Consider the following 24,047-nt stretch of genomic DNA (forward strand, 5'->3'; position numbering starts at 1 on the left):
CGATCGTGACGTCGGGTCCGTGCATCCGGGCACGCCCGACCGGCTCCATCCTATTCCTGTCAGAACACTGGGTGCGACGAAGGGGACCCTTAGCGAGTCCGGTGCCGATAGGCCGGCCTGCACCGATAGGTTGGGGCGATGGGCCGAATCGACGACTTCTACGCGGTGATCCCTGCGGGCGGCATCGGCAGCAGGCTCTGGCCGCTGTCGCGTGCGGATGCACCGAAGTTCCTGCACGACCTCACCGGATCCGGTCACTCGCTGCTGCGCGACACCTGGGATCGGCTGATCCCACTGGCGGGAGAGGACCGCATCGCCGTGGTCACCGGCCGTGCGCATCGTGCCGCAGTGGAGGGTCAGCTGCCGGGCATCCCGGACCGGAACGTCTTCCTCGAGTCCGAGCCGCGCGAGTCCGCCGCGGCGATCGGTCTGGCCGCAGCCGTCCTGCACCGCCGCGACCCGGACGTCATCATCGGCTCGTTCAGCGCCGATCACGTCATCCGGGGCACCCAGGTGTTCGAGTGGGCCGTGCAGCAGGCCGTACAGGTGGCGCGTGCGGGGTACATCGTGACCATCGGCATTCCACCCACCGAGCCGTCGGTCGGCTTCGGGTACATCAAGCGCGCCGGCGAGATCGTCATCGACGGCGCCCCGGAGGCCACCCTCGTCGAGCGCTTCGTCGAGAAGCCCGACCTCGCGACGGCCAAGGACTACGTGGCCAGCCGCGACTACCTGTGGAACGCGGGAATGTTCATCTCGAAGGCGAGCGTGCTGCTGGACGAGCTCGCAGCCAATGAGCCCGGCTGCACGCCGGGCTCCTGGAACTGGCCGAGGCATGGGACGATCGCGACCGGCGGGGGCCGGCCGTGGACCGCATCTGGCCGGGACTGAAGAAGATCGCCATCGACTACGCCGTTGCCGAGCCCGCCGCCGAGCGCGGGCATCTCGCGGTGATCCCCGGCCACTTCGACTGGGATGACGTGGGCGACTTCGCCTCGCTGACCAAGCTCATCAATCACGGGCGCAAGAACGACCTGGCCGTGCTCGGCCCGCGCGCGCGGGTGCTCACGGATGCCGCCAGCGGCATCCTGGTCAGCCAGACCTCGCGAGTGATCAGCCTGGTCGGAGTGAAGGACATCATCGTGGTCGACACCGACGATGCTCTGCTGGTGACCACCGTCGAGCACGCGCAGCGGGTGAAGGGCGTGGTGGAGTCGCTCAAGCTCACCGGCCGGGGCGACGTGCTCTGAACCTCCGGGTCGTGCCCGTCCGCCAATTGGATCCCCGCGTTCTCATTGCGGATTTGTAACCTTTCGCCAGCACATCCGCGCCGAGTGGCGCGCCGCGGCGTAACAGTGGGTAACTTAGACCGATCCGCGATATCCGCGGGACAGATCTCATGGGGAGGCAAACAGTGCCCGTCTCTACGACCAAGAAGATTCTCGGGGCGACCCTCGCCGCCGGAGTCATCCTCGCCCTCGCCGGCTGCGGCCAGGCGCCGACGACCGAGAAGCCCGGCAGCGACGGCGGCGACAAGCCCGCCGCATCCGACTTCCAGACCTGCATCGTCTCCGACATGGGCGGCTTCGATGACAAGTCCTTCAACCAGCTGTCCTTCGAGGGCGCCGAGAAGGCCGCCGACGAGATCGGGGTGAAGCTCAAGGACGCGCAGTCCAACGCCGAGACCGAGTACGCGCCCAACGTGACGAACATGGTCGATGAGGGCTGCAACGCCATCGTGACCGTCGGTTTCGCGCTGTCGGCCGCGACGGTCGACGCCGCGAACGCCAACCCCGACACCGACTTCATCCTCATCGACGACGCCGGCGGAGACGCCAAGCCCGACAACCTCAAGCCGTTGCTGTACAACACGGCCGAGGCCGCGTTCCTGGCGGGCTACCTGTCGGCCGGATACTCGCAGACCGGCAAGGTCGGCACGTTCGGCGGCATGGAGTTCCCGACCGTGACGATCTTCATGGACGGCTTCAAGCAGGGCGTCGACTACTTCAACCAGGAGAACGGCGAGAGCGTCGCCGTCGTCGGCTGGGACGGCAAGACCGGCTCATTCACAGGCGGTTTCGAGGCCAACCAGGATGCCAAGACCGTCGCGACGAACATCATCGACCAGGGCGTGGACGTGCTCTTCCCCGTCGGCGGTCCGATCTACCAGTCCGGTCTGCAGGCCATCAAGGACTCCGGCAAGGACATCGCGCTGATCGGCGCCGACGCCGACCTGTTCAACACCGACCCGACCACGGCCGACTTCGTGCTCACCTCCGTGATGAAGGAGATGGACGTCTCGACCTATGAGGCCGTCATGGCCGCCGCGAACGGCGAGTTCAGCGGCGATCCGTACATCGGCACGCTCGAGAACGAGGGCGTCGGCATCGCGCCGCTGCACAACTTCGAGAGCAAGGTCGATGCTGATCTGATGGCGCAGGTCGACCAGATCAAGCAGGACATCATCGACGGCAAGATCACCGTCAAGTCCTACCTCGACTGAGGAAGTCCACAGCGGGGAGGCCGTGCTGCGGCCTCCCCGCTGTCGTCTGCCCGGGCGATCCCTGGGCGCGGCGAGAAGTCACGAATAGGATCGGACACATGAAGCTCGAGCTGCGCGGCATAACGAAGAGGTTCGGCGCACTGACGGCCAACGATCACATCGATCTCGTCGTCGAACCCGGGGAGATTCACTCCCTGCTGGGGGAGAACGGCGCCGGCAAGTCCACGCTGATGAACGTGCTCTACGGCCTGTATCAGGCGGATGAGGGCCAGATCCTCATCGACGACGTGGTGCAGCACTTCGACGGGCCCGGCGATGCGATGAACGCCGGCATCGGCATGGTGCATCAGCACTTCATGCTCGTCCCGGTCTTCACCGTGGCCGAGAACGTCATGCTGGGCCACGAGACGACCTCGTTCGGGGGCAGGCTCGACCTGGCGGCGGCGCGACGGCAGGTCACCGAGATCTCCGATCGCTTCGGCTTCGACGTCAACCCGGATGCCGTGGTCGAGGACCTTCCCGTCGGCGTGCAGCAGCGGGTGGAGATCATCAAAGCGCTCTCGCGGCATGCCCGCATCCTCGTCTTCGACGAGCCGACTGCGGTCCTCACCCCGCAGGAGACCGACGAGCTGATGGCGACGATGCGCCGGCTCAAGGAGCAGGGTACCGCGATCGTGTTCATCACGCACAAGCTGCGCGAGGTGCGCGAGGTGGCCGACCGGATCACCGTGATCCGGCTCGGCAAGGTGGTCGGCGAGGCCGAGCCCACCGCATCGAACACCGAGCTGGCCTCGCTGATGGTGGGGCGCGCGGTGGAGCTGACCGTGCAGAAGGGTGCTCCCGCGTATTCCGGCAACGCGCTGGTGGTCGAGGGGCTCACCGTCACGGATGCCGCGGGCGCCGTGCTCGTGGACGATGTCTCCTTCGAGGTGCGCGGCGGAGAGGTGCTGGCGGTCGCGGGTGTGCAGGGCAACGGCCAGACCGAGCTCACCGAGGCACTGATGGGCCTGCAGGAGAAGGTGCGCGGCAGCGTCCGCCTCAACGGCCAGGAGCTCGTCGGTCGCAGCGTGAGGCACATCCTGGACGCCGGCGTGGGTTTCGTTCCCGAGGACCGCGGCGTCGACGGGCTTGTGAAGGAGTTCTCGATCGCCGAGAACCTCATGCTGGACCGGTCGGGTGGCGCCCCCTTCGTGAAGGCCGGCGCTCTGCAGCTCGGGCTGCTGGATGAGTTCGCACGAGAGAAGATCACGGAGTTCGACATCCGGACCCAGGGGCCCTCGCAGCCGGCCGGACGGCTCTCAGGCGGCAACCAGCAGAAGGTGGTGCTGGCGCGAGAGCTGAGCCGTGACCTGTCGCTGTTCGTGGCGGCGCAGCCCACCCGGGGCGTGGACGTCGGCTCGATCGAGTTCATCCACAAGAGGATCATCGAGACCCGCGACGCCGGCGTGCCGGTGGTGCTGATCTCCACCGAGCTCGACGAGGTCGCAGCCCTCGCCGATCGGATCCTGGTGATGTACCGGGGCAGGATCGTCGGCATCGTGCCCGGCGACACCCCGCGCGAGCAGCTGGGCCTGATGATGGCCGGCGCCGTGAGCGAAGGAGCGCAGGCATGACCGCCCAGACCCCGGCCCCGGTGACGCCGAGGACGCATGACGTGCCCGAGCCCTCCCGCTGGCGCGAGGCCTGGATGCGCGTGGCCAGCGGCAACGCCCTCGTCTCGCTCCTGGCGGTGGTCGCGGCGGTCATCGTCGGCTCGATCCTGATCGCGCTGACCGACCGGGACGTGCAGGCCGCCGCCGGGTACTTCTTCCAGCGGCCCGGCGACACCTTCAGCGCCGTCGGCAGCGCGGTCGGCGGTGCGTACGCGGCGCTGTTCCGCGGTTCGATCTACAACTTCAACGCGAACTCGTTCGCGATCGGCATCCGTCCGCTCACCGAGACGCTCAAGTTCGCGACGCCGCTGATCGCCGCAGGATTGGGCGTGGGCCTGGCCTTCCGTGCGGGGCTGTTCAACATCGGCGGTCAGGGGCAGATGCTGATGGCGGCTGCGGCCGCCGGCTACGTCGCGACCGCGTGGGATCTGCCCTTCCCGCTGCACATGGTCGCCGCTCTGGTGGCGGGCGTGATCGCCGGCGCGATCTGGGGTGGTATCGCCGGGATTCTGAAGGCGCGCACGGGGGCGCACGAGGTGATCGTGACGATCATGCTCAACCACATCGCGTTCTACCTGCTCGCCTGGATGCTCGCCACGCAGGGCGTGCTGCAGGCACCGGGCTCCAACAACCCCAAGACCGCGCCGATGGCAGGCAGCGCGGTGCTGCCGCAGATCCTCGGCCCGATGTACAAGCTGCACCTCGGATTCCTGTTCGCGCTGATCGCGGTCGCCATAACCTGGTGGCTGCTGGAGCGCTCGAGTCTCGGATTCCGCTTCCGCGCCGTCGGCGAGAACCCCGCCGCGGCGCGCACCGCCGGCATCTCGGTCGGCCGGATGTACTTCCTGGTGATGGTCATCGCCGGTGCACTGGTAGGTCTGGCGGGGATCAGCCAGGCACTGGGCACTGAGCCCAACGGCTTCGGCGGCGGGATCGATGCGGGCATCGGCTTCGATGCGATCACCGTGGCGCTGCTGGGGCGTTCCCGGCCCGTCGGCATCCTGTTCGCCGGCCTGCTGTTCGGTGCGTTCAAGACTGGCGGTTTCACCATGCAGGCCTCTCAGGGCATCCCGATCGAGATCGTCCTGGTCGTCCAGTCCCTGATCGTGCTCTTCATCGCCGCACCGCCGCTGGTGCGGGCGATGTTCGGCATCCCGCAGCCGGGCAGGCCGTCGCGCCGGCAGCGCCGCGCCGCCAAGCGCCGCACCGATACCACCGAAGGACAGGAGGTGTCAGCGTGAGCGTCCAGACACTCCAGGCCGAGCCCCGCACCATCGCCGTCGTCTCCTGGAAGACGCCGATCATCCTCGGCGTGATCACCGTCGCGGTCGCCCTGCTGCCGCTGCTGGCGCCCCGGGTCGGGGACTCGACCTTCCGCTTCGCCGCAGGCAGCGAGATCCTCGCCGTCCCCGACCTTACCTTCCCCGGAACCCCCGCTGCCTGGATCGGGGTGTTGATCGGCGCGGCGATCACCGTGGTCGCGGCCTTGCGGATCGCATCGCACCGTCGCGTTCCGCTCTGGCTCATCGCGCTGTACGCGGTCGCGCTGATCTTCGGCTTCCTGTCTTGGGCGGCCGCCGGCAGCACGGGCACACTCCCGATGATCAGCCTGCTCAGTGGCGCGCTCGCGCTGGCGACGCCGCTGATCTTCGGTGCACTGGGCGGTGTGATCGGCGAGCGCGCCGGTGTGGTGAACATCGCGATCGAGGCGCAGCTGCTGGCCGGCGCCTTCTGCGCGGCGATCGTCGCCTCGATCACGGGCACGCCGTGGGCGGGGCTGATCGCCGCGATGGTCGCGGGGCTGCTCGTCGCCCTCGTGCTCGGGGTCTTCGCGATCACCTACCACGTCGACCAGGTCATCGTCGGAGTGGTGTTGAACGTGCTGGTCATCGGCATCACCAGCTTCCTGTTCCGGCAGGTGCTGGCGCCGAACCAGGCGACGTTGAACACCGTCGAGCCATTCAAGCGCATCAGCATCCCCGTGCTCAGCGAGATCCCCGTGCTCGGGCCGATCCTGTTCCGCCAGACCGTGATCGTCTACCTGATGTACGTGATCGTCTTCGTGGTCTGGTACGGCATGTACCGCACCCGCTGGGGACTGCGTATGCGTGCTGTAGGCGAGCATCCTCAGGCCGCCGACACCGTCGGCATCAACGTGCTGCGCACCCGTTACATGAACGTGCTCATCGCCGGTGCGATCGCCGGGATGGGCGGCGCGTTCTACACTCTGGTGTCGGTGCCGCGGTTCAACTCCGAGATGACCGCCGGGGCGGGCTTCATCGCCCTCGCGGCGGTGATCTTCGGAAAGTGGGATCCGATCAAGGCCACTCTGGCGGCCTTGCTGTTCGGCTTCGCCACCAACCTGCAGAGCGTGCTGAGCGTGATCGGCTCGCCGGTGCCCAGCCAGTTCATGCTGATGCTGCCGTATATCGTGACGATCTTCGCCGTGGCGGGTGTGGTCGGACGTTCACGTCCACCCGCCGCTGACGGCCAGCCGTACATCAAGTCCTAGGAGCCGTGACGAATCATGACCGACATCGACTGGGATGACCTGCGTCAGGTCGCGGCCGAGGCGATGCAGAAGGCCTACGCGCCGTACTCCCGCTACCGGGTGGGGGCGGCGGCCCTCGTCGACGACGGCAGGATCGTCGCCGGATGCAATGTCGAGAACGCCTCGTACGGCGTCGGGCTGTGCGCGGAGTGCGCGCTGGTCGGCGACCTGCACATGTCCGGTGGCGGGCGCCTGGTCGCATTCGTCTGCGTGAACGGCGAAGGCCAGACGATCATGCCCTGCGGCCGCTGCCGTCAGCTGCTGTTCGAGCACTCCAGCCCTGAGATGCTGCTGGAGACGGTCTCGGGCATCCGCACCATCGACGAGGTGCTGCCCGACGCGTTCGGACCGCGCGATCTGGAGGATGTCCGATGAGCGCTGCGATCGAGCCGTTCGACGCGGTCGACGTCATCCGCACCAAGCGCGACGGCGGTGCCGTCGGCGAGGCGGCGCTGCGCTGGATGATCGATGCGTACACCCGCGGCTACGTGTCCGATGCGCAGATGGCGTCGTTCGCGATGGCGATCCTGCAGCGCGGCATGGAGCGCGACGAGATCCGCGTGATGACCGACGCGATGATCGCGACGGGGGAGCGGATGAGCTTCGCCGCCCTCGGCAAGCGCACCGTCGACAAGCACTCCACCGGAGGCGTGGGCGACAAGATCACCCTGCCGCTGGCGCCGCTCGTGGCCGTGTTCGGCGTGGCGGTGCCGCAGCTGAGCGGCCGAGGGCTGGGGCACACCGGCGGCACACTCGACAAGCTCGAGTCGATCCCCGGCTGGCGTGCGGCGCTGAGCAATGACGAGATGTTCGCGCAGATGCAGAGCGACGTCGGCGCGGTGATCTGCGCGGCGGGCTCGGGGCTGGCTCCGGCCGACAAGAAGCTCTACGCGCTGCGGGACGTGACAGGCACGGTCGAGGCGATCCCGCTGATCGCGTCCAGCATCATGTCGAAGAAGATCGCCGAGGGCACGGATGCTCTGGTGCTGGACGTGAAGTTCGGAAACGGCGCCTTCATGCAGGACATCGACCGCGCCCGCGAGCTGGCGCGCACGATGGTCGCGCTCGGCACCGACTCGGGAGTCGCCACGACGGCGCTGCTGACCGATATGAACACCCCGCTGGGCCTGGCCATCGGCAATGCCAATGAGGTCCGCGAGTCGGTGGAGATCCTCGCCGGCGGCGGCCCCGCCGATGTGCGGGAGCTGACGCTGGCACTGGCCCGGGAGATGCTCGCCCTGGCCGGGCAGCCGGATGCCGATGTCGAGGCGGCGCTCGATGACGGGCGTGCGATGGATTCGTGGCGTGCGATGATCCGCGCCCAGGACGGCGACCCGGATGCCGCACTGCCGACCGCGCGGGAGACCCACATCGTGCGCGCCGCCGTCGACGGCGTGGTGACCCGCATGGACGCGCTGCCGTTCGGCATCGCGGCATGGCGGTTGGGCGCAGGGCGGGCGCGGGCCGAGGATCCGGTGATCCACGCCGCCGGAATCGACCTCGCCGTCAAGCCCGGTGACCGGGTGAGCGCAGGGCAGGCCCTGTTCACGCTGTCGGCCGAGGACGATGTCCGCTTCGCCCGTGCGCTGCAGGCACTGGACGGCGCCTACGAGATCGGCCAGGCCGCCCCCGAGATCGCGCCGATCGTGCGCGAGCGCATCACCGCCTGAGACCAGACTCGCGGCCACGAGCCGAGACGACGACCCGAGATGACCCGATGATGACCCGAGGATGACGGAGACGCGATGACCATCGATCAGAACGGCGACATGACCGTGCAGGGCGCCTCGCTGCGTGCCCTGCCGAAGGTGTCGCTGCACGACCATCTGGACGGCGGGGTGCGCCCGGCGACGATCCTCGAGCTGGCGGAGGAGGCGGGCGTGACCGCCCCGGCGACGGATGCCGGCGCACTGCGCCGCTGGTTCGCGGCGCAGTGCGGCGCCGGTTCGCTCCCCGAGTACCTGAAGGCCTTCGATCTGGTCACCTCCGTGCTGCAGAGCAAGCGGGCGCTCACCCGCGTGGCGCGCGAGTTCGTCGCCGATCTCGCTGCGGACGGCGTCGTGTACGGCGAGGTGCGCTGGGCACCCGAGCAGCATCTGGCCGGCGGACTCAGCCTCGATGATGCCGTGCGTGCCGTGCAGCGCGGCATCGAGGAGGGTGAGGACGCAGCCGACGCCGCGGGGCACGGCATCCGCGTCGGTCAGCTGCTCTCCGCCATGCGGCAGGGCGACCGGTCGCGGGAGATCGCCGAGCTCGCCGTGCGCTTCCGCGAGCGCGGTGTGGTCGGCTTCGATCTGGCGGGGCCCGAGAACGGCTTCCCCGCATCCGCACACCGCGAGGCGTTCGACTATCTCGCCGCCGAGTTCCTGCCGGTGACCGTGCACGCCGGCGAGGCCGCGGGCCCCGGCTCGATCCGCTCCGCGCTGCTGGACGGGCGCGCGCTGCGCCTGGGCCATGGAGTGCGCATCGCCGAGGACCTGCAGGTGATCGACCGCGAGGGCGACGAGGTGCAGGTGCAGTTCGGCGACCTGGCGCGCTGGGTACGCGACCGGGAGATCCCGTTGGAGCTCTCGCCCACCTCGAATCTGCACACCGGCGCGATCGCCCAGTGGGGCGATGAGCTCGCCGACCATCCCTTCGACCTGCTGCACCAGCTGGGTTTCGCCGTGACCGTCAACACCGACAACCGCACCATGAGCGCGACCTCGCTCACCCGGGAGCTCGCCCTGCTGGTCGATGCGTTCGGCTACGACCTGGACGATCTGGAGGCCTTCCAGTTCAACGCGGCCTCGGCGGCATTCCTCCCCGTCGAAGAGCGTGAGGAGCTCGTCGAGGTGATCGCGGAGGGCTTCGAACGCTGACTCACCGGCGCGCCCGTCGGCGCGGCCTGTTCAGAACAGTGAGACGACCGCGCGCCCGAGCACGACGATCATCCCCGCCCAGGCGCACAGCAGCATGACCCGGCGGGCGAGCACGAGCGGCACGCGCCGCGCGGCGACCGCGCCGAGGATCATGCCGCCCGCCGTGCATGCGGCCAGGATCAGCAGGTCCGATGCGGCGATCGTCGGCAGGCCGCGCAGCGCGACCGACACCGCCCCGTAGCCGAGGAACACGATCTGCGCACTGGCGGCGAAGCGGCGCTGCGGCCAGTCGTCACCGAGCGCGAACGAGGCCAGGGCGGGGCCGGAGAGACCGCTGGATGCGTGCATGAAGCCGGCCAGGGCTCCGGCGCCTATCGCGCCGGGGCGTCCGCGCAGATGACGGGCGATGCGTCCCATCCACTGCACGCTGAGTGCGATCACGCCCATGGCGCCGATCAGGAACAGCAGCGCGGTCTGACCCAGCACGACCGTCGTCAGCGCACCCAGGGGAGCCGCAGCAAGTCCGGCTGTGAGCAGCCAGAGGGTGCGCGGCCAGTCGATGTCCCGCCAGGCGCTCGGGACGGCGAACAGCGAGGCCAGCAGGGCCAGCAGCACCGCGATCGTGACGCCCTCGACCGGACCGTACGCGAGAACGATGGGCCCGATCAGCACCAGCACGAAGGCCAGGCCTGTGACGCGCTGCACGACGGCGGCGACGATCGTGACGGCCGCGATGAGGATGAGCATGTGACTCCTGAGGGGCGGTCCGCAGGCCGGGCCGCCCCTCAGCGAGCTTAGAGGGAGCCTGCGACCTCCGCGGCGCGGGAGGTGAACGCCTCGCTCACGGCGGGGAAGAGCGGATGCTGAGCATCCAGTCCCGTCACGTCCGAGGCCAGCTGCACGGCATCCTCCGTGCGCAGCCGCTGCTGCAGTTCGACGGACTGCTCGTCGGCCGGGTCGTCGAAGGCGAGCGCCGCCCGGACGGCGACCAGCAGAGCATCCGCGCTCAGCCCGTTCTCGACGGCCTCGGCCGCGGGGCCGATGAACCGCTCGTGCCGGGAGAGCTTGCGCAGCGGCTGACGGCCCACCCGCCACACCGTGTCCGGCAGCGCCGGGTTGGCGAAGCGGCGCAGGATCGTCGCCCGGTACTCGGCGAGCTCCTGCGGGTCGAGGCCGTGCTTGACGGCCAGCAGCGCGGAGGTCTCGGCGAGAGCGGCCGCCACCTGGGCGGCGATGGTCTCGTCTGCCAGCACATCCGAGATGCGCTCGATGCCGGCCTGCGCACCGAGATAGGCCGTCGTGGCGTGCCCGGTGTTCACCGTGAACAGCTTGCGCTCGATGTACGGCGCGAGGTCATCCACGAAGTGCGCCCCGGGGATGTTCGGCAGGTTCCCGCCGAACGGACCCTGTTCGATCGCCCATTCGAAGAACGGCTCGACGGTGACATCGATGCCTGCGTCCGCGGGCTGGCCGGGGACGATGCGGTCCACGGCCGTGTTGGCGAACACCGCCCGGCCGGCGAGGGCCTCCCAGCCCTCGCCGGCGCGGGCGATGATCTCCTGCTTCAGCAGGTCGGTGGCGCCGATCGCGTTCTCACACGCCATGATCTGCAGCGGTGCCGCCGCCGGATCCCGCCGCCGCAGGGCGTCGAGGATCGGTGCGGCGACGAACCGCAGCACGGTGGCGCCGACCGCGGTGGTCACGACATCGGCATCCGTGATCTCGGCGACGAGCCCCTCGGGATCCTCGGCGCTGTTGACGGCACGGAAGCCGGTGACCTGCGTGTCGGCGCCGCCCTCGCCCACTTCGTGCACCGTGTAGCCGTCCGCCGCGTTGATCGCGTCGACCAGCCCTGCGGCGACATCGGAGAACACCAGTTCGTAGCCGCCCTGGTGCAGCAGCAGCCCGACGAACCCCCGGCCGATGTTGCCGGCGCCGAAGTGGACGGCCTTCATGCCTCGTTCACCGCCGACAGGAGCTCGTACAGCTCCTCGGGAGTGGCCGCCGCGTTCAGCCTCGCCACGTCATCGTCGTCCGAGAACAGGACGGCGATCTGCGAGAGGATCTCGAGGTGCTCGCCGTCCTTCCCCGCGATGCCGATCACGAACGTGGCCCGCTCGCCGTCCCAGTCGACGCCCCCGTCGTAGCGGGCGACGCTGAGCGCCGAGCCGAGCACAGCGTCCTTCGCGTCGTTGGTGCCGTGCGGGATGGCCAGGCCGTTGCCCATGAAGGTGGACACCGCCGCCTCGCGGTCGTGCATGGCCTGCAGATAGTCGGCCGTCACGGCGCCCGCGGCGACCAGAGCGTCGGCCGCCTCCTGCAGCGCTTCGTCACGCGTGGCGCTTCCGGGGTGGATGCGTACGCGGTCCTGCGTGAGAACGCTCATTTCTCCTCCTGGTCTCGGACCATCTCCACGACCTCGTCATACTTCGGCGAGTTCATGAAATTGTCGACGGACACGTGGATCGAATCCGGCGACTTCGACTTCGCGCGGTCGGTGAGCTGCTGCTGGGTGATGACCAGGTCAGCGGTGCCGTCGAGGTTCGCGATCGCCTGGTTGACGACGGTGATGCCCTCGATGCCGGCCTTCTTGATCTTGTTGCGCAGCACACTGGCGCCCATCGCAGACGAGCCCATGCCGGCATCGCAGGCGAACACGATGTTCTGGATGCGGCGCGTGGCGACGGCGGTGCCACCGCCGAGGGTGCCGAGCACGCTGGACTTCTTGCCCTTGTTGGCCTCGGTCTGCGCGATGGCCGCAGCGAATGCCGCGTCACCGCCCTCGGCCGCCAGGTCGCGCTTGCGGCTGGCGAGCAGGATCGGCATGCAGACGACGAAGGTCACGGCGGCGGCCAGCACGACCGACAGGAGCACGCCGAGGTGGCTGCCCGGTGCGATCTGGAACAGTACCGCGAAGATCGAGCCGGGAGCGGCGGGTGCCACCAGGCCGGACTGGAAGACCACGTTGGTCAGCACGCCCGTCGCACCGCCGGCGATCAGGCCGATCAGCAGGGTCGGCTTGGCCAGCACATAGGGGAAGTAGACCTCGTGGATGCCGCCGAGGAACTGGATGACTGCGGCGCCGGGTGCGGTGGCGCGTGCGGCACCGACGCCGAACACGGTGATCGCCATCAGCAGGCCGAGGCCCGGGCCGGGGTTCGCCTCGATGAGGAACAGCAGGCTCTTGCCGGTCTGAGCGGACTGCTCGGTGCCGAGCGGGGTGAACACTCCGTGGTTGATGGCGTTGTTCAGGAACAGCACCTTGGCGGGCTCGACGATGATGCTCGCCAGCGGGAGCAGCTGCGTGTCGACCAGCCATCCCACCGCACCGCCGAGGATCTCGGTGACCCACTTCATGATCGGCGCGAGCCAGAAGAACGCGGCGAGCGAGGCGAAGAAGGCGACGAATCCGGCCGAGAAGTTGTCGACCAGCATCTCGAACCCGGGCTTGATCCTGCCCTGCCACGGCTTCTCCACCCACTTCAGGATGAGGGCGGTGAGCGGACCGGCGATCATCGCGCCGAGGAACATGACCGTTCCCTCCGCACCGATGATCACGCCGAAGGCGGCGACCGCGCCGACGACGCCGCCGCGGTGCCCGTGCACCATCTTGCCGCCGGTGAAGGCGATCAGCAGCGGCAGCAGGTAGCTGATGATCGGACCGACCAGACCGGTGTAGTCGGTGTCTCCGATGGTGCCGCCGCCGAGGATCGCGGAATCGGCCCATCGCCAGGCCTCGATCGGGCCGTCGTTTCCGACCCAGCCCTTGTCGATGAACAGGGCGGTGATGATGCCCCAGGCGATGAAGGCGGCGATGTTCGGCATGATCATGCCGGACAGGAACGTGCCGAATCTCTGCACGCGTACTCGGGCTCCGCCCGTCGTCGCTGCGGGTGACGTCGTCGTCATGGTGTCGTCTCTTTCTTGTATCGGGTGGGTGGGGGGACTATTTCTGCGCTGCGGTTCGAGCGGCCTCGCGTGCGCCGGCTGCGTCATCCGCATCGAGGGCGGCCTCGGCGATGCGCCGGGCGTCTTCGAGGCTGTGCTGCCCGATCGAGCGGCGCACATCGGCCAGGGCCGCCGGCGCCATCGACAGGCTGTTCGCGCCCAGGCCGACGAGCACGACCGCCAGCAGCGGGTCGGCCGCTGCTTCGCCGCAGATGCCGACCGGTTTGCCCGTGCGGGCGCCGGCCGCACCGACCTCGCGCACCAGCCGCAGCACCGCAGGATGCCATGGATCCTGGAACGAGGCCACCGAGCCGAGCAGGCGGTCGGCGGCCATCGTGTACTGCGTGAGATCGTTGGTGCCGATCGAGGCGAAGTCGGCGTGCGCGAGAACGCGGTCGGCCAGCAGAGCACTGGCAGGGACCTCCACCATCACTCCGGCCGTGCGCAGTCCGTATTCGCGCGCGAGGGTGGTGAAGTACGCCGTCTCCTCGACGGTGGTCACCATGGGCGCCATGACCCACAGGTCGGCAGAGGTGGCGGCATCCGCTTCTGCGAGCGCGGTGAGCTGCTCGCGCAGGATGTCTTCGCTGGCGCGCAGCGCGCGAAGTCCGCGCAGGCCGAGGGCCGGGTTCTCCTCGTGCGCGTCGTTGAGGAACGCCAGGGGCTTGTCGGCGCCGGCATCGAGCAGTCGCACCACGACCTTCTTGCCCTCGAACGCCCCGAGCAGCTCGGCATACGCGGTGCGCTGCTGCTCGATGGTGGGCGCCTGCGCGGAGGAGAGGAACAGGAATTCCGTGCGGAACAGGCCCACGCCCTCCGCGCCGCGCGCCACTGCGTCGGCCGCATCGGAGGGCTTGCCGAGGTTGGCCAGCAGACTGATCGGCGTGCCGTCGGCGAGCGTCCCCGGAGTGACCGGACCGGCCTCCTCGGCCTCCCGTGCGGCGATGCGCTCGGCGACCGCTGCGAGCTCGTCCTCGGTCGGGGAATCGTTCACGGTGCCGGTCGCGGCATCCACGACCACCGTCGTCCCATCGGTGAGCGAGAGGGCGTCGGCGGCGCCGACGACGGCGACGATGCCCTTCTCGCGGGCGAGGATCGCCGTGTGCGAGGTGGGGCCGCCGTCGGAGGTGATCAGCGCCAGCACCTGGTCGAGCTTGAGCAGCGCGGTGTCGGCGGGCGCGAGGTCGCTGGCGACCAGCACGAACGGATGCCCGGGATCGGGCACGCCGGGAGCTGCGACCCCCGCCAGGTGCGCGAGCACCCGCTGGGCGATGTCCTCGAGGTCGGCGGCGCGCTCGCCGAGGTAGCCGCCGACGGCCTCGAGGGTCGCACGGAAGCCGGCGAAGGCATCGAAGACGGCCCACTCCGCTGTCGTCCCCTCGTCGATGCGGGCGTCGATCTCATCCATGAGCGTGGGATCCTCGGCGATCATCGCCTGAGCCTCCAGCACCTCCTGGGCGGCGCCGCCGGCGGCATCGGCGCGCTGCTGCAGGTCGGCAGCGACCGCGGAGACGGCCTCGCGCACGCGGCTGCGCTCGGCATCCGCGCCGGCTTCGCTGTCCTGCTTGACGGGTTCCGGCAGCGCCTGCGCCATCCTGACCACGGGACCGGTGGCGATGCCCTGCCCGATCCCCACTCCGCGCAGGGTGCTCATGCTGTCTCGTCGTGGTCGGTGGTCAGCACTTCGGTGAGCGTGTCGAGCACGGCCTCGGCGTTCTCGCCATCGGCGGTGAGCACGACGTGGTCGCCGAAGTCGATGCCGAGTGCCACGACGGCCAGAATGCTGGCGGCGTTCACCGGCTTGCCGGAGTCCTTCGCGATGGTCACCGGGATGCCGGCGTCCTTCGCCGTCTGCGCGAACAGCTTCGCGGGGCGAGCGTGCAGCCCGTGAGAGGAGCCGACGCGGACAGTGCGGGACGAGGCGGTCATGGGATGTCCTTCCGGTCTTGCGGCGCGGCCATCGCGTCGCGTACGAACTGCAGCGTTCTGCTGCCATCGAAGTCCGTGGTGACGTCGCCGGGCAGGACGACGACGGGGGAGCGGTCATCGAGGGTGGTGCGGATGCCGTCCGCGTGAGTGGCCAGATGCGGCCCGACGAGCACCAGATCGACGCCCACGGCCGACAGCGCCGCACGTTCGGTGCCTGCTTCGGCGGTCCAGGGCAGGCCTGCGTTCGCCGCGGCACGTGCCAGTCGCTGCGCGACGAAGGTGCTGGACGCCCCCGCACCGCACACCACGAGAATCCGCATCGATCTCCCTTTCCGCCTCCAGTGTCGCCCCGGCTCTCAGCGTTCTTCCAGCAGACTTCTTTCCGCCCCTGCGGAATGGCGGATGCGACGCCGCAGACGCCCGGCTGCTGGCATCATGGAGACGCGGGGAATCAACGGCGAGAAAGGCGGGTGGATGTCGCGTCGACGTCAGGACCAGCTGCTCGCCGTACTCAGGCGGGAGGATTCCTGGGTGACTGCCGCGGGGCTCGCCGACCAGCTCGGGGTGACTCCGCGCAGCATCCGCTCCTACGTCGCGGCGCTGAACGCTCGCACCCCCGGCGGGGAGGCCGTCGAGTCGGGGCCCGCCGGCTACCGCGCCGGCGCGGGCGCGGCCGATGCGGCGGGCGCGCCGGATGCCCAGAGCACTCCCCGAGCGCGGCTGCACGGTCTCATCCGCGCACTGGTCGACCGGGCCGACGGCATCGACTTCCATGACACGGCGCTGACGATGCACGTCAGCGAGACGACCCTCGAGAACGATCTCGCCCGGGTGCGCACCCTGCTCGAGGGCGGGCAGGTCGTGCTGGAGCGCGACCGTGATCAGGTGCGGCTGCGCGGCGACGAGCCCTCGCTGCGGCGCCTGCTCAGCAGGCTCGCGCAGGACGAGATGGATGCCGGACCGCTGCGGCCGGACGCGCTGCAGCGCGCACTCGCCCCCGGGACCGTGCCTGCCGGTCAGGTGGGGCCGTTCAAGGCAGGGCTCGTGCGCGACCTGGGCGAGCTGGGCTTCTACGTCAACGAGCTCGCGATCAGCGACGTGCTGCTGCACATCACCATCGCCGCCGAGCGTGTGGCGGCAGGTCGCCCGCTCGCCGAACGTGCCGAAGCCCCCGACGACTCCGTCGCCGCCGTCGGCGAGGCGATCGCCGCGCTCGCGCAGCGGCACTTCGGCGTCGCGCTCGGAGACGGCGACCGCGAGCATCTGGCGAACCTCGTGCTCACCCGTGTGGTCACCCCCGGCGAGCAGCGGCGGGCACACGCTCCGCATCTCGCCGACCCGGAGGTCGAGCGAGCGGTTCGCGCTGAGATCGAGCAGGCGTCCCGTGACTACCAGGTCGACCTCGTCGACGACGCCTTCATCGTGCGGCTCGCGCTGCACGTGCAGAACCTGCTGCGGCGGTCGAAGGAGCAGGCCTGGACCCGCAATCCGCTCACCCAGTCGCTGAAATCGTCCTATCCGATGATCTTCGACGTCGCGGTCTCGATCGCCAGCGGGCTGCACGACCGGCTCGGTGTGCCGCTGCAGGAGGACGAGATCGCCTACATCGCCATGCACGTGGGAGGGCGGCTCGAGCGCAGCAGGGCGGCGGATGCCATTCTCACCGCCACCATCGTCTGCCCCGGCTATCGCGAGCTGCAGGATCTGCTGCGCTCCAGCGTCGACAGATCCCTGGGCCGGCTGATCGAGGTCGTGCGAGTGGACACCAGCGTCGATCCCGACTGGAGCTCGCTCGACACCGACCTCGTCCTCAGCACGATCCCCGCGGCGGGCGCCGACGAGCGCGTGGTGCGCATCACCCCGTTCCTCGCCGAGGCGGACATCGAGCGCGTGCAGCAGGCCGCCGCACGCATCCGCCGTGCGCGCCGGCTGAGCAGGCTGCGTGAGGAGCTGCAGCGGTACTTCTCGGCCGATGCCTTCCTCGTGCCGGTGCCGGATGCCGGCGAGGAGGCGATCATCCGCCGGCTGGGCGGGATGCTGACGACGGCAGGCCTGATCGGCGAGGACTACATCGAGAACACCATCGTGCGGGAGCGGATGTCATCGACCGCGTTCACGGATGCCCTGGCAGTGCCGCACGCGCTGCAGATGACAGCGCAGCGCACGGCCATCGCTATCGGCATCGCCGACGGATCGGTGGCCTGGGGGACGGCCGGGTCCAGGTCGTGGCGCTCGCCGCGTTCAGCGAGAGCGATCGGGATGCGTTCCAGACCGTGTTCGAGCAACTGGTCGAGGTGTTCAGCGAGCGCGACAGCGTACAGCGCATCGTGCGCCGCGCGAGCGGGTTCGACGCCTTCCTGGATGAGCTGGTGGCCGTCATCGACGGCTGACTCCTGCAGACCGGCGGCGGCTCATCCCGGGGCTCAGCTGGGCCTCAGCACAGCCTCCAGAGCGTCCAGCAGCGCGCCGGCACGGGGAGAGTCCGCAACCTCGAAGACCACCTCGTCACCGACGCCGATCGCCAGATCCATCACGGCCAGCACACTGGTCACCTCGGCGGATTCGCCCGAGCGGGTGGAGAGCAGCACGGGCGAATCATGCGCCTGCGCCAGACGGGCCAGCTCGGCGACCGGGCGCGCGTGGGCGCCGTCATCGACGCCGACCGTGACCCGCCTGCGCAGCATCGTCATCCCGCTCCGCGAGGAGCTCCCGCACCGCGGCCTCCAGCTCCGCCACCGCGGCCTTCGCCTCGGCGGCGGTCGCGCCTCTGGCATCGAGGTAGATCTTCAGCTTCGGCTCGGTGCCGCTGGGGCGCACGACCACGCGCGACCCGTCCGTCAGGGCGTAGCGCAGCACATCCCCTGCGGGCCGGCCGGAATCGCTGCGGGACAGGTCGTCGACGACGGTGATCGCCCGGGCGCCGAACGACGCCGGCGGCTGTGCGCGCAGCGATGTCATCGTGCCGGCGATGATCGACAGGTCGTCGACTCGGACGGACACCTGGCCGCTGGCGAAATGCCCGATCTCGGCACCGAGCTCATCGAGCAGCCCGGTGATCGTGGTTCCGCGCACGCGGGCGTCGGCGGCCAGGCCCAGCATCGCGACCGCGGCCGAGATGCCGTCCTTGTCGCGCACGGTCTGCGGGTTCACCAGATAGCCCAGCGCCTCTTCGAAGCCGAACGCGATCTCCGGGGCGCGGGAGATCCATTTGAAGCCGGTGAGGGTCTCGTGGAAGTCCAGTCCGTAGGCGGCGGCGACGGCCGCGAGCCCGGGGAGGAGACCAGCGAGCAGGCCAGCGATGCGCCCGGTGCGCCCTGCCCGTCCTGCTCAGCCCGTGCGCTCTTGACCGCCTTCGCGGCCCGCCAGCCCAGCAGCAGTCCGACCTCATTGCCGGTCAGCCGCCGCCAGCCGCCGTCAGCGCCGGCGTCGGGGACGGCGACGGCGAGCCGGTCGGCATCGGGGTCGTTGGCGATGATGAACTCCGCATCCACAGCACGGGCGCGGGCGAAGGCGAGATCCATCGCGCCGGGTTCCTCGGGGTTCGGGAATGAGACTGTGCGGAAGGCGGGATCGGGGTCGCGCTGCTCGTCGACCACTCGCGGTGCGGGGTAGCCTGCGCTCTTGACGACGCGCGAGAAGGTCTCCCAGCCGACACCGTGCATGGCCGTGTAGACCCAGCGCATCTCCTGTACGCCGAACGGCGCGGGAGCGACCGCGGCGGTGGCCGCGACGTACGCGTCCACGAGCTCCTCCCCGGCGATCTCGTACGCTGTCGAGCGAGGCAGCAGACCGACGTCCCCGGCATCCGCGACGCGCTGGATGTGTCCGGCGATGTCCGCGTCGGCGGGGGAGACGATCTGCGAGCCGGCGTCCGCACCGCCGAGGTACACCTTGTAGCCGTTGTCGTTCGGCGGGTTGTGGCTCGCCGTGACCATCACCCCGGCGTCTGCGCCGAGGTGCCGCACTGCGAACGCCAGCACGGGGGTGGGCAGCAGCCGGGGCAGCAGGATGGTGCGCAGCCCGGCACCGGCGAACAGCTCGGCGGAGTCCAGTGCGAAGCGCCGTGAATTGCGACGCCCGTCGTAGCCCACCACGACGGTGGGCGTGCCGGAGACGCGCTGCAGCAGATAGCCGGCAAAACCGGCGGCTGCCTGCGCGACGAGCACCCGGTTCATGCGGTTGCTGCCTGCGCCCAGCGCTCCGCGCAGGCCTGCGGTTCCGAACGCCAGACGGGTGCAGAAGCGGTCGTCGAGATCTGCGAGCGCCGCTGCCTCGCCGGCGGCCGCGCGGGTGATCAGCCCCGCCAGCTCGTCGCGGGTCTCGGCATCCGGGTCCTGCCGGAGCCAGGCCCGCGCCTGCGCGAGCCGCTCCTCGGTCGCGGTGCTCACAGCGCCTCGATCACACGGGCGAGCAGCGCGGAGATCACCGGTTCGGCGGCCCTGCCCGCCTCGATGACCTCGCCGTGGCTGAGCGGGGTCTTCTGGATGCCGGCGGCCAGGTTCGTGATCAGCGAGAAGCCGAGGACCTGCATGCCGGCCTCGCGGGCGGCGATCGCCTCCAGCGCCGTCGACATGCCGACGATGTCGCCGCCGATGGCTTTCGCCATCTGCACCTCGGCAGGGGTCTCATAGTGCGGGCCGCGGAATTGGGTGTACACGCCCTCATCGAGGGTGGGGTCGACGCTGCGCGCGATCTCGCGTAGGCGAGCCGAGTACAGATCGGTCAGGTCGATGAAGGTGGCGCCCTCCAGCGGCGAGTCGGCGGTGAGGTTGATGTGGTCGCTGATCAGCACGGGCTGACCGGGCTTCCAGCTCTCGCGCACGCCGCCTGCGCCGTTGGTGAGCACCATGATCTTCGCCCCCGTGGCGGCCGCGGTGCGCACACTGTGCACGACGCGGCGCACGCCGTGGCCCTCGTAGTAGTGCGTGCGTGCGCCGATCACGAGCACGTTCCGCCCGTCCCGGGCGCGGATGCTGCGCAGCGTGCCCACGTGGCCTTCCAGAGCCGGCCGGGAGAACCCGGTGACCTCGGTGGCCGGGATCGTGGCGACGGTCTCGCCGATGAGCTCTGCGGCCTTGCCCCAGCCGGAGCCGAGGGTGAGGGCGATGTCGTGGCGGGCGACCCCGGTGAGGCGCGCGATGTCGTCAGCGGCCTGGGCGGCGACGTCGAACGGACTCGCATCCGGCGCGTCGAGGGGGTGCGTGAGAGTGTCTTGCATGAGTCCACTCTAGGAATGTGCGTCGCGCACTGCCAGTACGGAAGAATGGAGACCATGTCTCAGACTTCCTTCGCGAATCGGCAGAGCGTGGCCGTCCTCGGTGGCGGCCCCGGCGGGTATGAAGCCGCCCTGGCCGCCGCACAGCTGGGTGCCGAGGTGACCCTTGTCGAACGCCTCGGAGTGGGCGGATCCGCCGTGCTCACCGACGTGGTGCCGTCCAAGAGCCTGATCGCCACGGCCGACGCCGCCGTCGCGATCTCGGAGGCAAGTGATCTGGGCGTGCAGTTCTACGCCAAGGGCGCGCACGGAAAGCCGCTCAAGCCGGAGATCGCCATCAACCTGGCCGCCGTCAACAAGCGACTGCTGGCACTGGCCGGTCAGCAGTCCGAGGACATGCGGGCCACGCTGCTCGAGGCGGGGGTGCGCATCCTGTCGGGGCAGGGCCGGCTGGAGGGGCCGAACGCGATCGTCGTCTCGACCGGCCCCGGCGGCACCGACTTCGACCGGGTCGAGGCCGACACCGTGGTCGTGTCGGTGGGCGCGTCTCCTCGTGAGCTCGACGCCGCCAAGCCGGACGGCGACCGCATCCTCACCTGGACGCAGCTGTACGACATGAAGGCGCTGCCCGAGCATCTCATCGTGGTGGGTTCAGGCGTCACCGGTGCGGAGTTCGCATCGGCCTACATGAACCTCGGTGCCAAGGTCACCCTCGTCTCCAGCCGCGACCAGGTGCTGCCCGGTGAGGACGGCGACGCGGCGAAGGTGCTCGAGCAGGTGTTCACCCGTGGCGGCATGCAGGTGCTCTCCAAGGCGCGTGCCGAGAAGGTGGAGCGCACGGATGCCGGAGTGACCGTCACTCTCGCCGACGGCCGCACGGTCGATGGCAGCCACTGCCTGATGGCGGTGGGCTCGGTGCCGAACACCGCAGGCATCGGCCTGGAGGAGGCCGGGATCGAGCTGAACGAGTCGGGGCATGTGCGGGTCAACCGCGTGGCGCGCACCTCGGTGCCCAACGTGTATGCGGTGGGGGACTGCACGAACTTCTTCCCGCTGGCATCCGTCGCGTCCATGCAGGGCCGCACCGCCGTGTTCCACGCGCTCGGCGACATCGTCATCCCGCTCGAGCAGCGCAAGATCACCGCGAACATCTTCACCGCACCCGAGATCGCGACGGTGGGCTTCTCTGAGCAGGACATCGAGAGCGGTGCGGCCGACGGCATCGCCTACAAGCTGCCGCTGGCGGCGAACCCGCGCGCGAAGATGATGGGCATCAAGGACGGCTTCGTGAAGGTGATCGCCCGCAAGGGGTCGGGCACAGTGATCGGCGGCGTGATCGTGGCGCCCAAGGCGTCGGAGCTGATCTACCCGCTGGCGATCGCCGTGGAGCGCCGGCTGAACGTCGACCAGGTCTCGCGGGTGTTCGCCGCGTACCCGTCGCTGTCCACGAGCATCACCGACGCCACCCGGGCGATGCACATGGTGAACATCTCCTGAGGCCGCTGGTCGTGACCGGGGTCGGCCCCGGGATCAGCTGATCGTGAGCAGCTGGTGCCCGGCCGAGACCGTGGTGCCGGCGGCGGCGCTGATGTTGCCGACGGTGCCGTCCTTGTGCGCCTGCAGCGGCTGCTCCATCTTCATCGCCTCGAGCACCACGACCAGGTCGCCCTTGACGACCTGCTGGCCCTCTTCGACGGCGATCTTGATGATGGTCGCCTGCATGGGCGACTTGACCGCGTCACCGGATGCGCCGGAGTTGGCCGTGCTGGCGTGGGTGCGACGAGACGGCGGCACGGCGGCCGGACGGCCCGCGGTCCCGGCGATCGGCGCGGTCACCCGGTCGGGCAGGCTCACCTCGAGACGACGGCCGGAGACCTCGACGACGACGGTGTGCCGACCCGGCGCCGGGGCCGGGTCGTCGAGCTCGCCGTCCCAGGCCGGGATGTCGTTGACGAACTCCGTCTCGATCCAGCGCGTGTACACGCCGAAGCGGCCATCCTCGGCGGTGAACGCGGGATCGCGCACCACCTTGCGGTGGAAGGGCAGCACGGTGGGCATGCCGGCCACCTCGAACTCGTCGAGGGCGCGTCGGGCGCGCTCCAGCGCCTCGGCGCGGTCGCGCCCGGAGACGATGATCTTCGCCAGCAGCGAGTCGAAGGCGCCGGAAACGGTATCCCCGGCGGTGACCCCGGAGTCCAGGCGCACACCCGGTCCGCCGAAGGTCTTGAACACCTTGATGGGCCCCGGCTGCGGCAGGAACCCGCGCCCCGGATCCTCGCCGTTGATGCGGAACTCGAAGGAGTGTCCCTGCGGGGTCGGATCGTCGTAGTCGATGATGCCGCCGGCGGCGATGCGGAACTGCTCACGTACCAGGTCGATGCCGGTGACCTCCTCGGAGACCGGATGCTCGACCTGCAGGCGGGTGTTCACCTCCAGGAAGGACACGGTACCGTCCGCACCGATCAGGAACTCGCAGGTTCCGGCGCCCACGTAGCCGACCTCCTTGAGGATGGCCTTCGACGCGCTGTACAGCTGTGCGTTCTGCTCGTCGGTCAGGAACGGCGCCGGCGCCTCCTCGACGAGCTTCTGGTGGCGGCGCTGCAGCGAGCAGTCGCGCGTGGAGATGACGACGACGTTGCCCTCGGCATCTGCCAGGCACTGGGTCTCGACGTGACGCGGTTTGTCGAGGTACTTCTCCACGAAGCACTCGCCGCGGCCGAAGGCCGCCACGGCCTCGCGGGTGGCCGACTCGAACAGCTCGGCGACCTCGTCGAGCTCGCGGGCCACTTTCAGTCCGCGCCCGCCACCGCCGTAGGCGGCCTTGATCGCGATGGGCAGGCCGACCTCCTTCGCGAAGGCGACGACCTCCTCGGCGGTCTCGACCGGACCCGGCGTTCCCGGGGCCAGCGGCGCGCCGACCTTCTCGGCGACGTGACGGGCGGTCACCTTGTCGCCCAGGGACTCGATCGCCTCGGGAGAGGGGCCGATCCAGATCATGCCGGCGCCGATCACCGCTCGGGCGAACCCGGCGTTCTCAGCCAGGAACCCGTAGCCGGGGTGCACGGCATCGGCGCCGGAGCGCCGGGCGACGGAGAGGATCTTGTCGATCTGCAGGTACGTGTCGGCGCTGGTGGCCCCGTCGAGTGCGTAGGCCTCGTCGGCCAGCCGTGCGTGCATGGCATCGCGATCCTGGTCGGCGTATACGGCGACGGAGGAGATCCCGGAGTCCCGGGCTGCGCGGATGATGCGTACGGCGATCTCGCCGCGGTTTGCGATCAGGACCTTGGCGATATCGGGCATGGGTTTCAGCCTAGCGAGTGTCGGGCCGATCCTTTTGACGACTCTCCACAAGAAATCGGCCGATGCGTGGTCGCGACTGCACGGATCG

The 24,047-nt window shown here is 69.8% G+C and carries 19 protein-coding genes and 3 pseudogenes; 11 read left to right on the plus strand and 11 right to left on the minus strand.

All coding sequences use genetic code 11. The features are described from left to right. Positions 1-138 precede the first annotated feature (138 nt). The 8 genes and pseudogenes from QUE33_RS01650 to QUE33_RS01685 all read left to right on the plus strand — a co-directional run bounded on the left by QUE33_RS01650 (position 139) and on the right by QUE33_RS01685 (position 9,567). A pseudogene (locus QUE33_RS01650) lies at positions 139-1,250 on the plus strand (mannose-1-phosphate guanylyltransferase). 164 nt (positions 1,251-1,414) lie between these two features. Then, positions 1,415-2,503, plus strand: coding sequence for a BMP family lipoprotein (locus QUE33_RS01655; RefSeq protein WP_286301540.1), 1,089 nt, complete (start codon positions 1,415-1,417; stop codon positions 2,501-2,503). Between the two features lie 98 nt (positions 2,504-2,601). Continuing rightward, positions 2,602-4,116, plus strand: a complete 1,515-nt coding sequence (locus QUE33_RS01660) for an ABC transporter ATP-binding protein (RefSeq protein ID WP_286301542.1) — start codon at positions 2,602-2,604, stop codon at positions 4,114-4,116. Then, positions 4,113-5,396, plus strand: coding sequence for an ABC transporter permease (locus QUE33_RS01665; RefSeq protein ID WP_286301544.1), 1,284 nt, complete (start codon positions 4,113-4,115; stop codon positions 5,394-5,396). Before QUE33_RS01660 ends, QUE33_RS01665 begins: the two co-directional genes overlap by 4 nt. Next, positions 5,393-6,667 carry an ABC transporter permease gene (locus QUE33_RS01670; protein ID WP_286301545.1) on the plus strand — a complete coding sequence of 425 codons (1,275 nt, stop codon included), beginning with the start codon at positions 5,393-5,395 and terminating at the stop codon, positions 6,665-6,667. Before QUE33_RS01665 ends, QUE33_RS01670 begins: the two co-directional genes overlap by 4 nt. Positions 6,668-6,682: 15 nt before the next feature. Further along, positions 6,683-7,081, plus strand: a complete 399-nt coding sequence (locus QUE33_RS01675) for a cytidine deaminase (protein WP_286301546.1) — start codon at positions 6,683-6,685, stop codon at positions 7,079-7,081. Beyond that, positions 7,078-8,376, plus strand: coding sequence for a thymidine phosphorylase (locus QUE33_RS01680; RefSeq protein WP_286301547.1), 1,299 nt, complete (start codon positions 7,078-7,080; stop codon positions 8,374-8,376). The genes QUE33_RS01675 and QUE33_RS01680 overlap by 4 nt, the downstream gene beginning before the upstream one ends. A 75-nt stretch (positions 8,377-8,451) precedes the next feature. Further along, on the plus strand, positions 8,452-9,567 hold the full coding sequence (locus tag QUE33_RS01685) for an adenosine deaminase (RefSeq protein WP_286301549.1): 1,116 nt from the start codon (positions 8,452-8,454) through the stop codon (positions 9,565-9,567). A 30-nt stretch (positions 9,568-9,597) separates the two neighbouring features. Here QUE33_RS01685 and QUE33_RS01690 read toward each other — a convergent pair whose 3' ends face one another. The 7 genes from QUE33_RS01690 to QUE33_RS01720 are packed head-to-tail and all read right to left on the minus strand — an operon-like array spanning position 9,598 to position 15,764. After that, complete coding sequence (locus QUE33_RS01690; protein WP_286301550.1) at positions 9,598-10,314, minus strand: TSUP family transporter; 717 nt, start codon at positions 10,312-10,314, stop codon at positions 9,598-9,600. A 47-nt stretch (positions 10,315-10,361) separates the two neighbouring features. Beyond that, complete coding sequence (locus QUE33_RS01695) at positions 10,362-11,522, minus strand: mannitol-1-phosphate 5-dehydrogenase (protein WP_286301551.1); 1,161 nt, start codon at positions 11,520-11,522, stop codon at positions 10,362-10,364. Beyond that, entirely contained in the window at positions 11,519-11,953 is a 435-nt protein-coding gene (locus QUE33_RS01700) for a PTS mannitol transporter subunit IIA (protein ID WP_286301552.1), read from the minus strand. Before QUE33_RS01700 ends, QUE33_RS01695 begins: the two co-directional genes overlap by 4 nt. Beyond that, positions 11,950-13,476, minus strand: a complete 1,527-nt coding sequence (locus QUE33_RS01705; RefSeq protein ID WP_286301553.1) for a PTS mannitol transporter subunit IIBC — start codon at positions 13,474-13,476, stop codon at positions 11,950-11,952. The genes QUE33_RS01700 and QUE33_RS01705 overlap by 4 nt, the downstream gene beginning before the upstream one ends. Before the next feature lie 37 nt (positions 13,477-13,513). After that, on the minus strand, positions 13,514-15,169 hold the full coding sequence (ptsP, locus tag QUE33_RS01710; protein ID WP_286301554.1) for a phosphoenolpyruvate--protein phosphotransferase: 1,656 nt from the start codon (positions 15,167-15,169) through the stop codon (positions 13,514-13,516). Then, on the minus strand, positions 15,166-15,444 hold the full coding sequence (locus QUE33_RS01715; protein WP_286301555.1) for an HPr family phosphocarrier protein: 279 nt from the start codon (positions 15,442-15,444) through the stop codon (positions 15,166-15,168). Before QUE33_RS01715 ends, ptsP begins: the two co-directional genes overlap by 4 nt. Further along, a complete protein-coding gene (locus tag QUE33_RS01720) occupies positions 15,441-15,764 on the minus strand; it encodes a PTS sugar transporter subunit IIB (RefSeq protein ID WP_286301556.1) in 324 nt (107 codons plus the stop codon). The genes QUE33_RS01715 and QUE33_RS01720 overlap by 4 nt, the downstream gene beginning before the upstream one ends. Before the next feature lie 154 nt (positions 15,765-15,918). On the opposite strand from QUE33_RS01720, the pseudogene QUE33_RS01725 reads away from it, so the two are divergent. Then, positions 15,919-17,595: pseudogene (locus tag QUE33_RS01725) on the plus strand (BglG family transcription antiterminator); the annotation flags it as partial. A 74-nt stretch (positions 17,596-17,669) separates the two neighbouring features. Further along, complete coding sequence (locus QUE33_RS15945) at positions 17,670-17,834, plus strand: hypothetical protein (protein WP_350226489.1); 165 nt, start codon at positions 17,670-17,672, stop codon at positions 17,832-17,834. A gap of 33 nt (positions 17,835-17,867) precedes the next feature. Here the strand turns inward: QUE33_RS15945 and QUE33_RS01730 are convergent, their stop codons facing one another. The 3 genes and pseudogenes from QUE33_RS01730 to QUE33_RS01740 form a co-directional block, all read right to left on the minus strand. Continuing rightward, positions 17,868-18,134 carry an HPr family phosphocarrier protein gene (locus QUE33_RS01730; protein WP_286301557.1) on the minus strand — a complete coding sequence of 89 codons (267 nt, stop codon included), beginning with the start codon at positions 18,132-18,134 and terminating at the stop codon, positions 17,868-17,870. Beyond that, positions 18,094-19,832 (minus strand): annotated as a pseudogene (locus tag QUE33_RS01735) (phospho-sugar mutase). The gene QUE33_RS01730 and the pseudogene QUE33_RS01735 overlap by 41 nt, the downstream one beginning before the upstream one ends. Then, complete coding sequence (locus QUE33_RS01740; protein WP_286301558.1) at positions 19,829-20,662, minus strand: purine-nucleoside phosphorylase; 834 nt, start codon at positions 20,660-20,662, stop codon at positions 19,829-19,831. Before QUE33_RS01740 ends, QUE33_RS01735 begins: the two are co-directional and overlap by 4 nt. Positions 20,663-20,707: 45 nt before the next feature. Between QUE33_RS01740 and QUE33_RS01745 the strand changes: the two genes are divergently transcribed. Beyond that, positions 20,708-22,156, plus strand: coding sequence for an NAD(P)H-quinone dehydrogenase (locus QUE33_RS01745; protein ID WP_286301559.1), 1,449 nt, complete (start codon positions 20,708-20,710; stop codon positions 22,154-22,156). 33 nt (positions 22,157-22,189) lie between these two features. On the opposite strand, the gene QUE33_RS01750 is transcribed toward QUE33_RS01745, so the two are convergent. After that, positions 22,190-23,959 (minus strand): acetyl/propionyl/methylcrotonyl-CoA carboxylase subunit alpha, encoded by a 1,770-nt coding sequence (locus tag QUE33_RS01750; protein WP_286301560.1) that lies wholly within the window; start codon positions 23,957-23,959, stop codon positions 22,190-22,192. Positions 23,960-24,047: the final 88 nt, after the last annotated feature.

This window comes from Microbacterium suwonense, from assembly GCF_030296555.1.
GTDB lineage: Bacteria > Actinomycetota > Actinomycetes > Actinomycetales > Microbacteriaceae > Microbacterium > Microbacterium suwonense.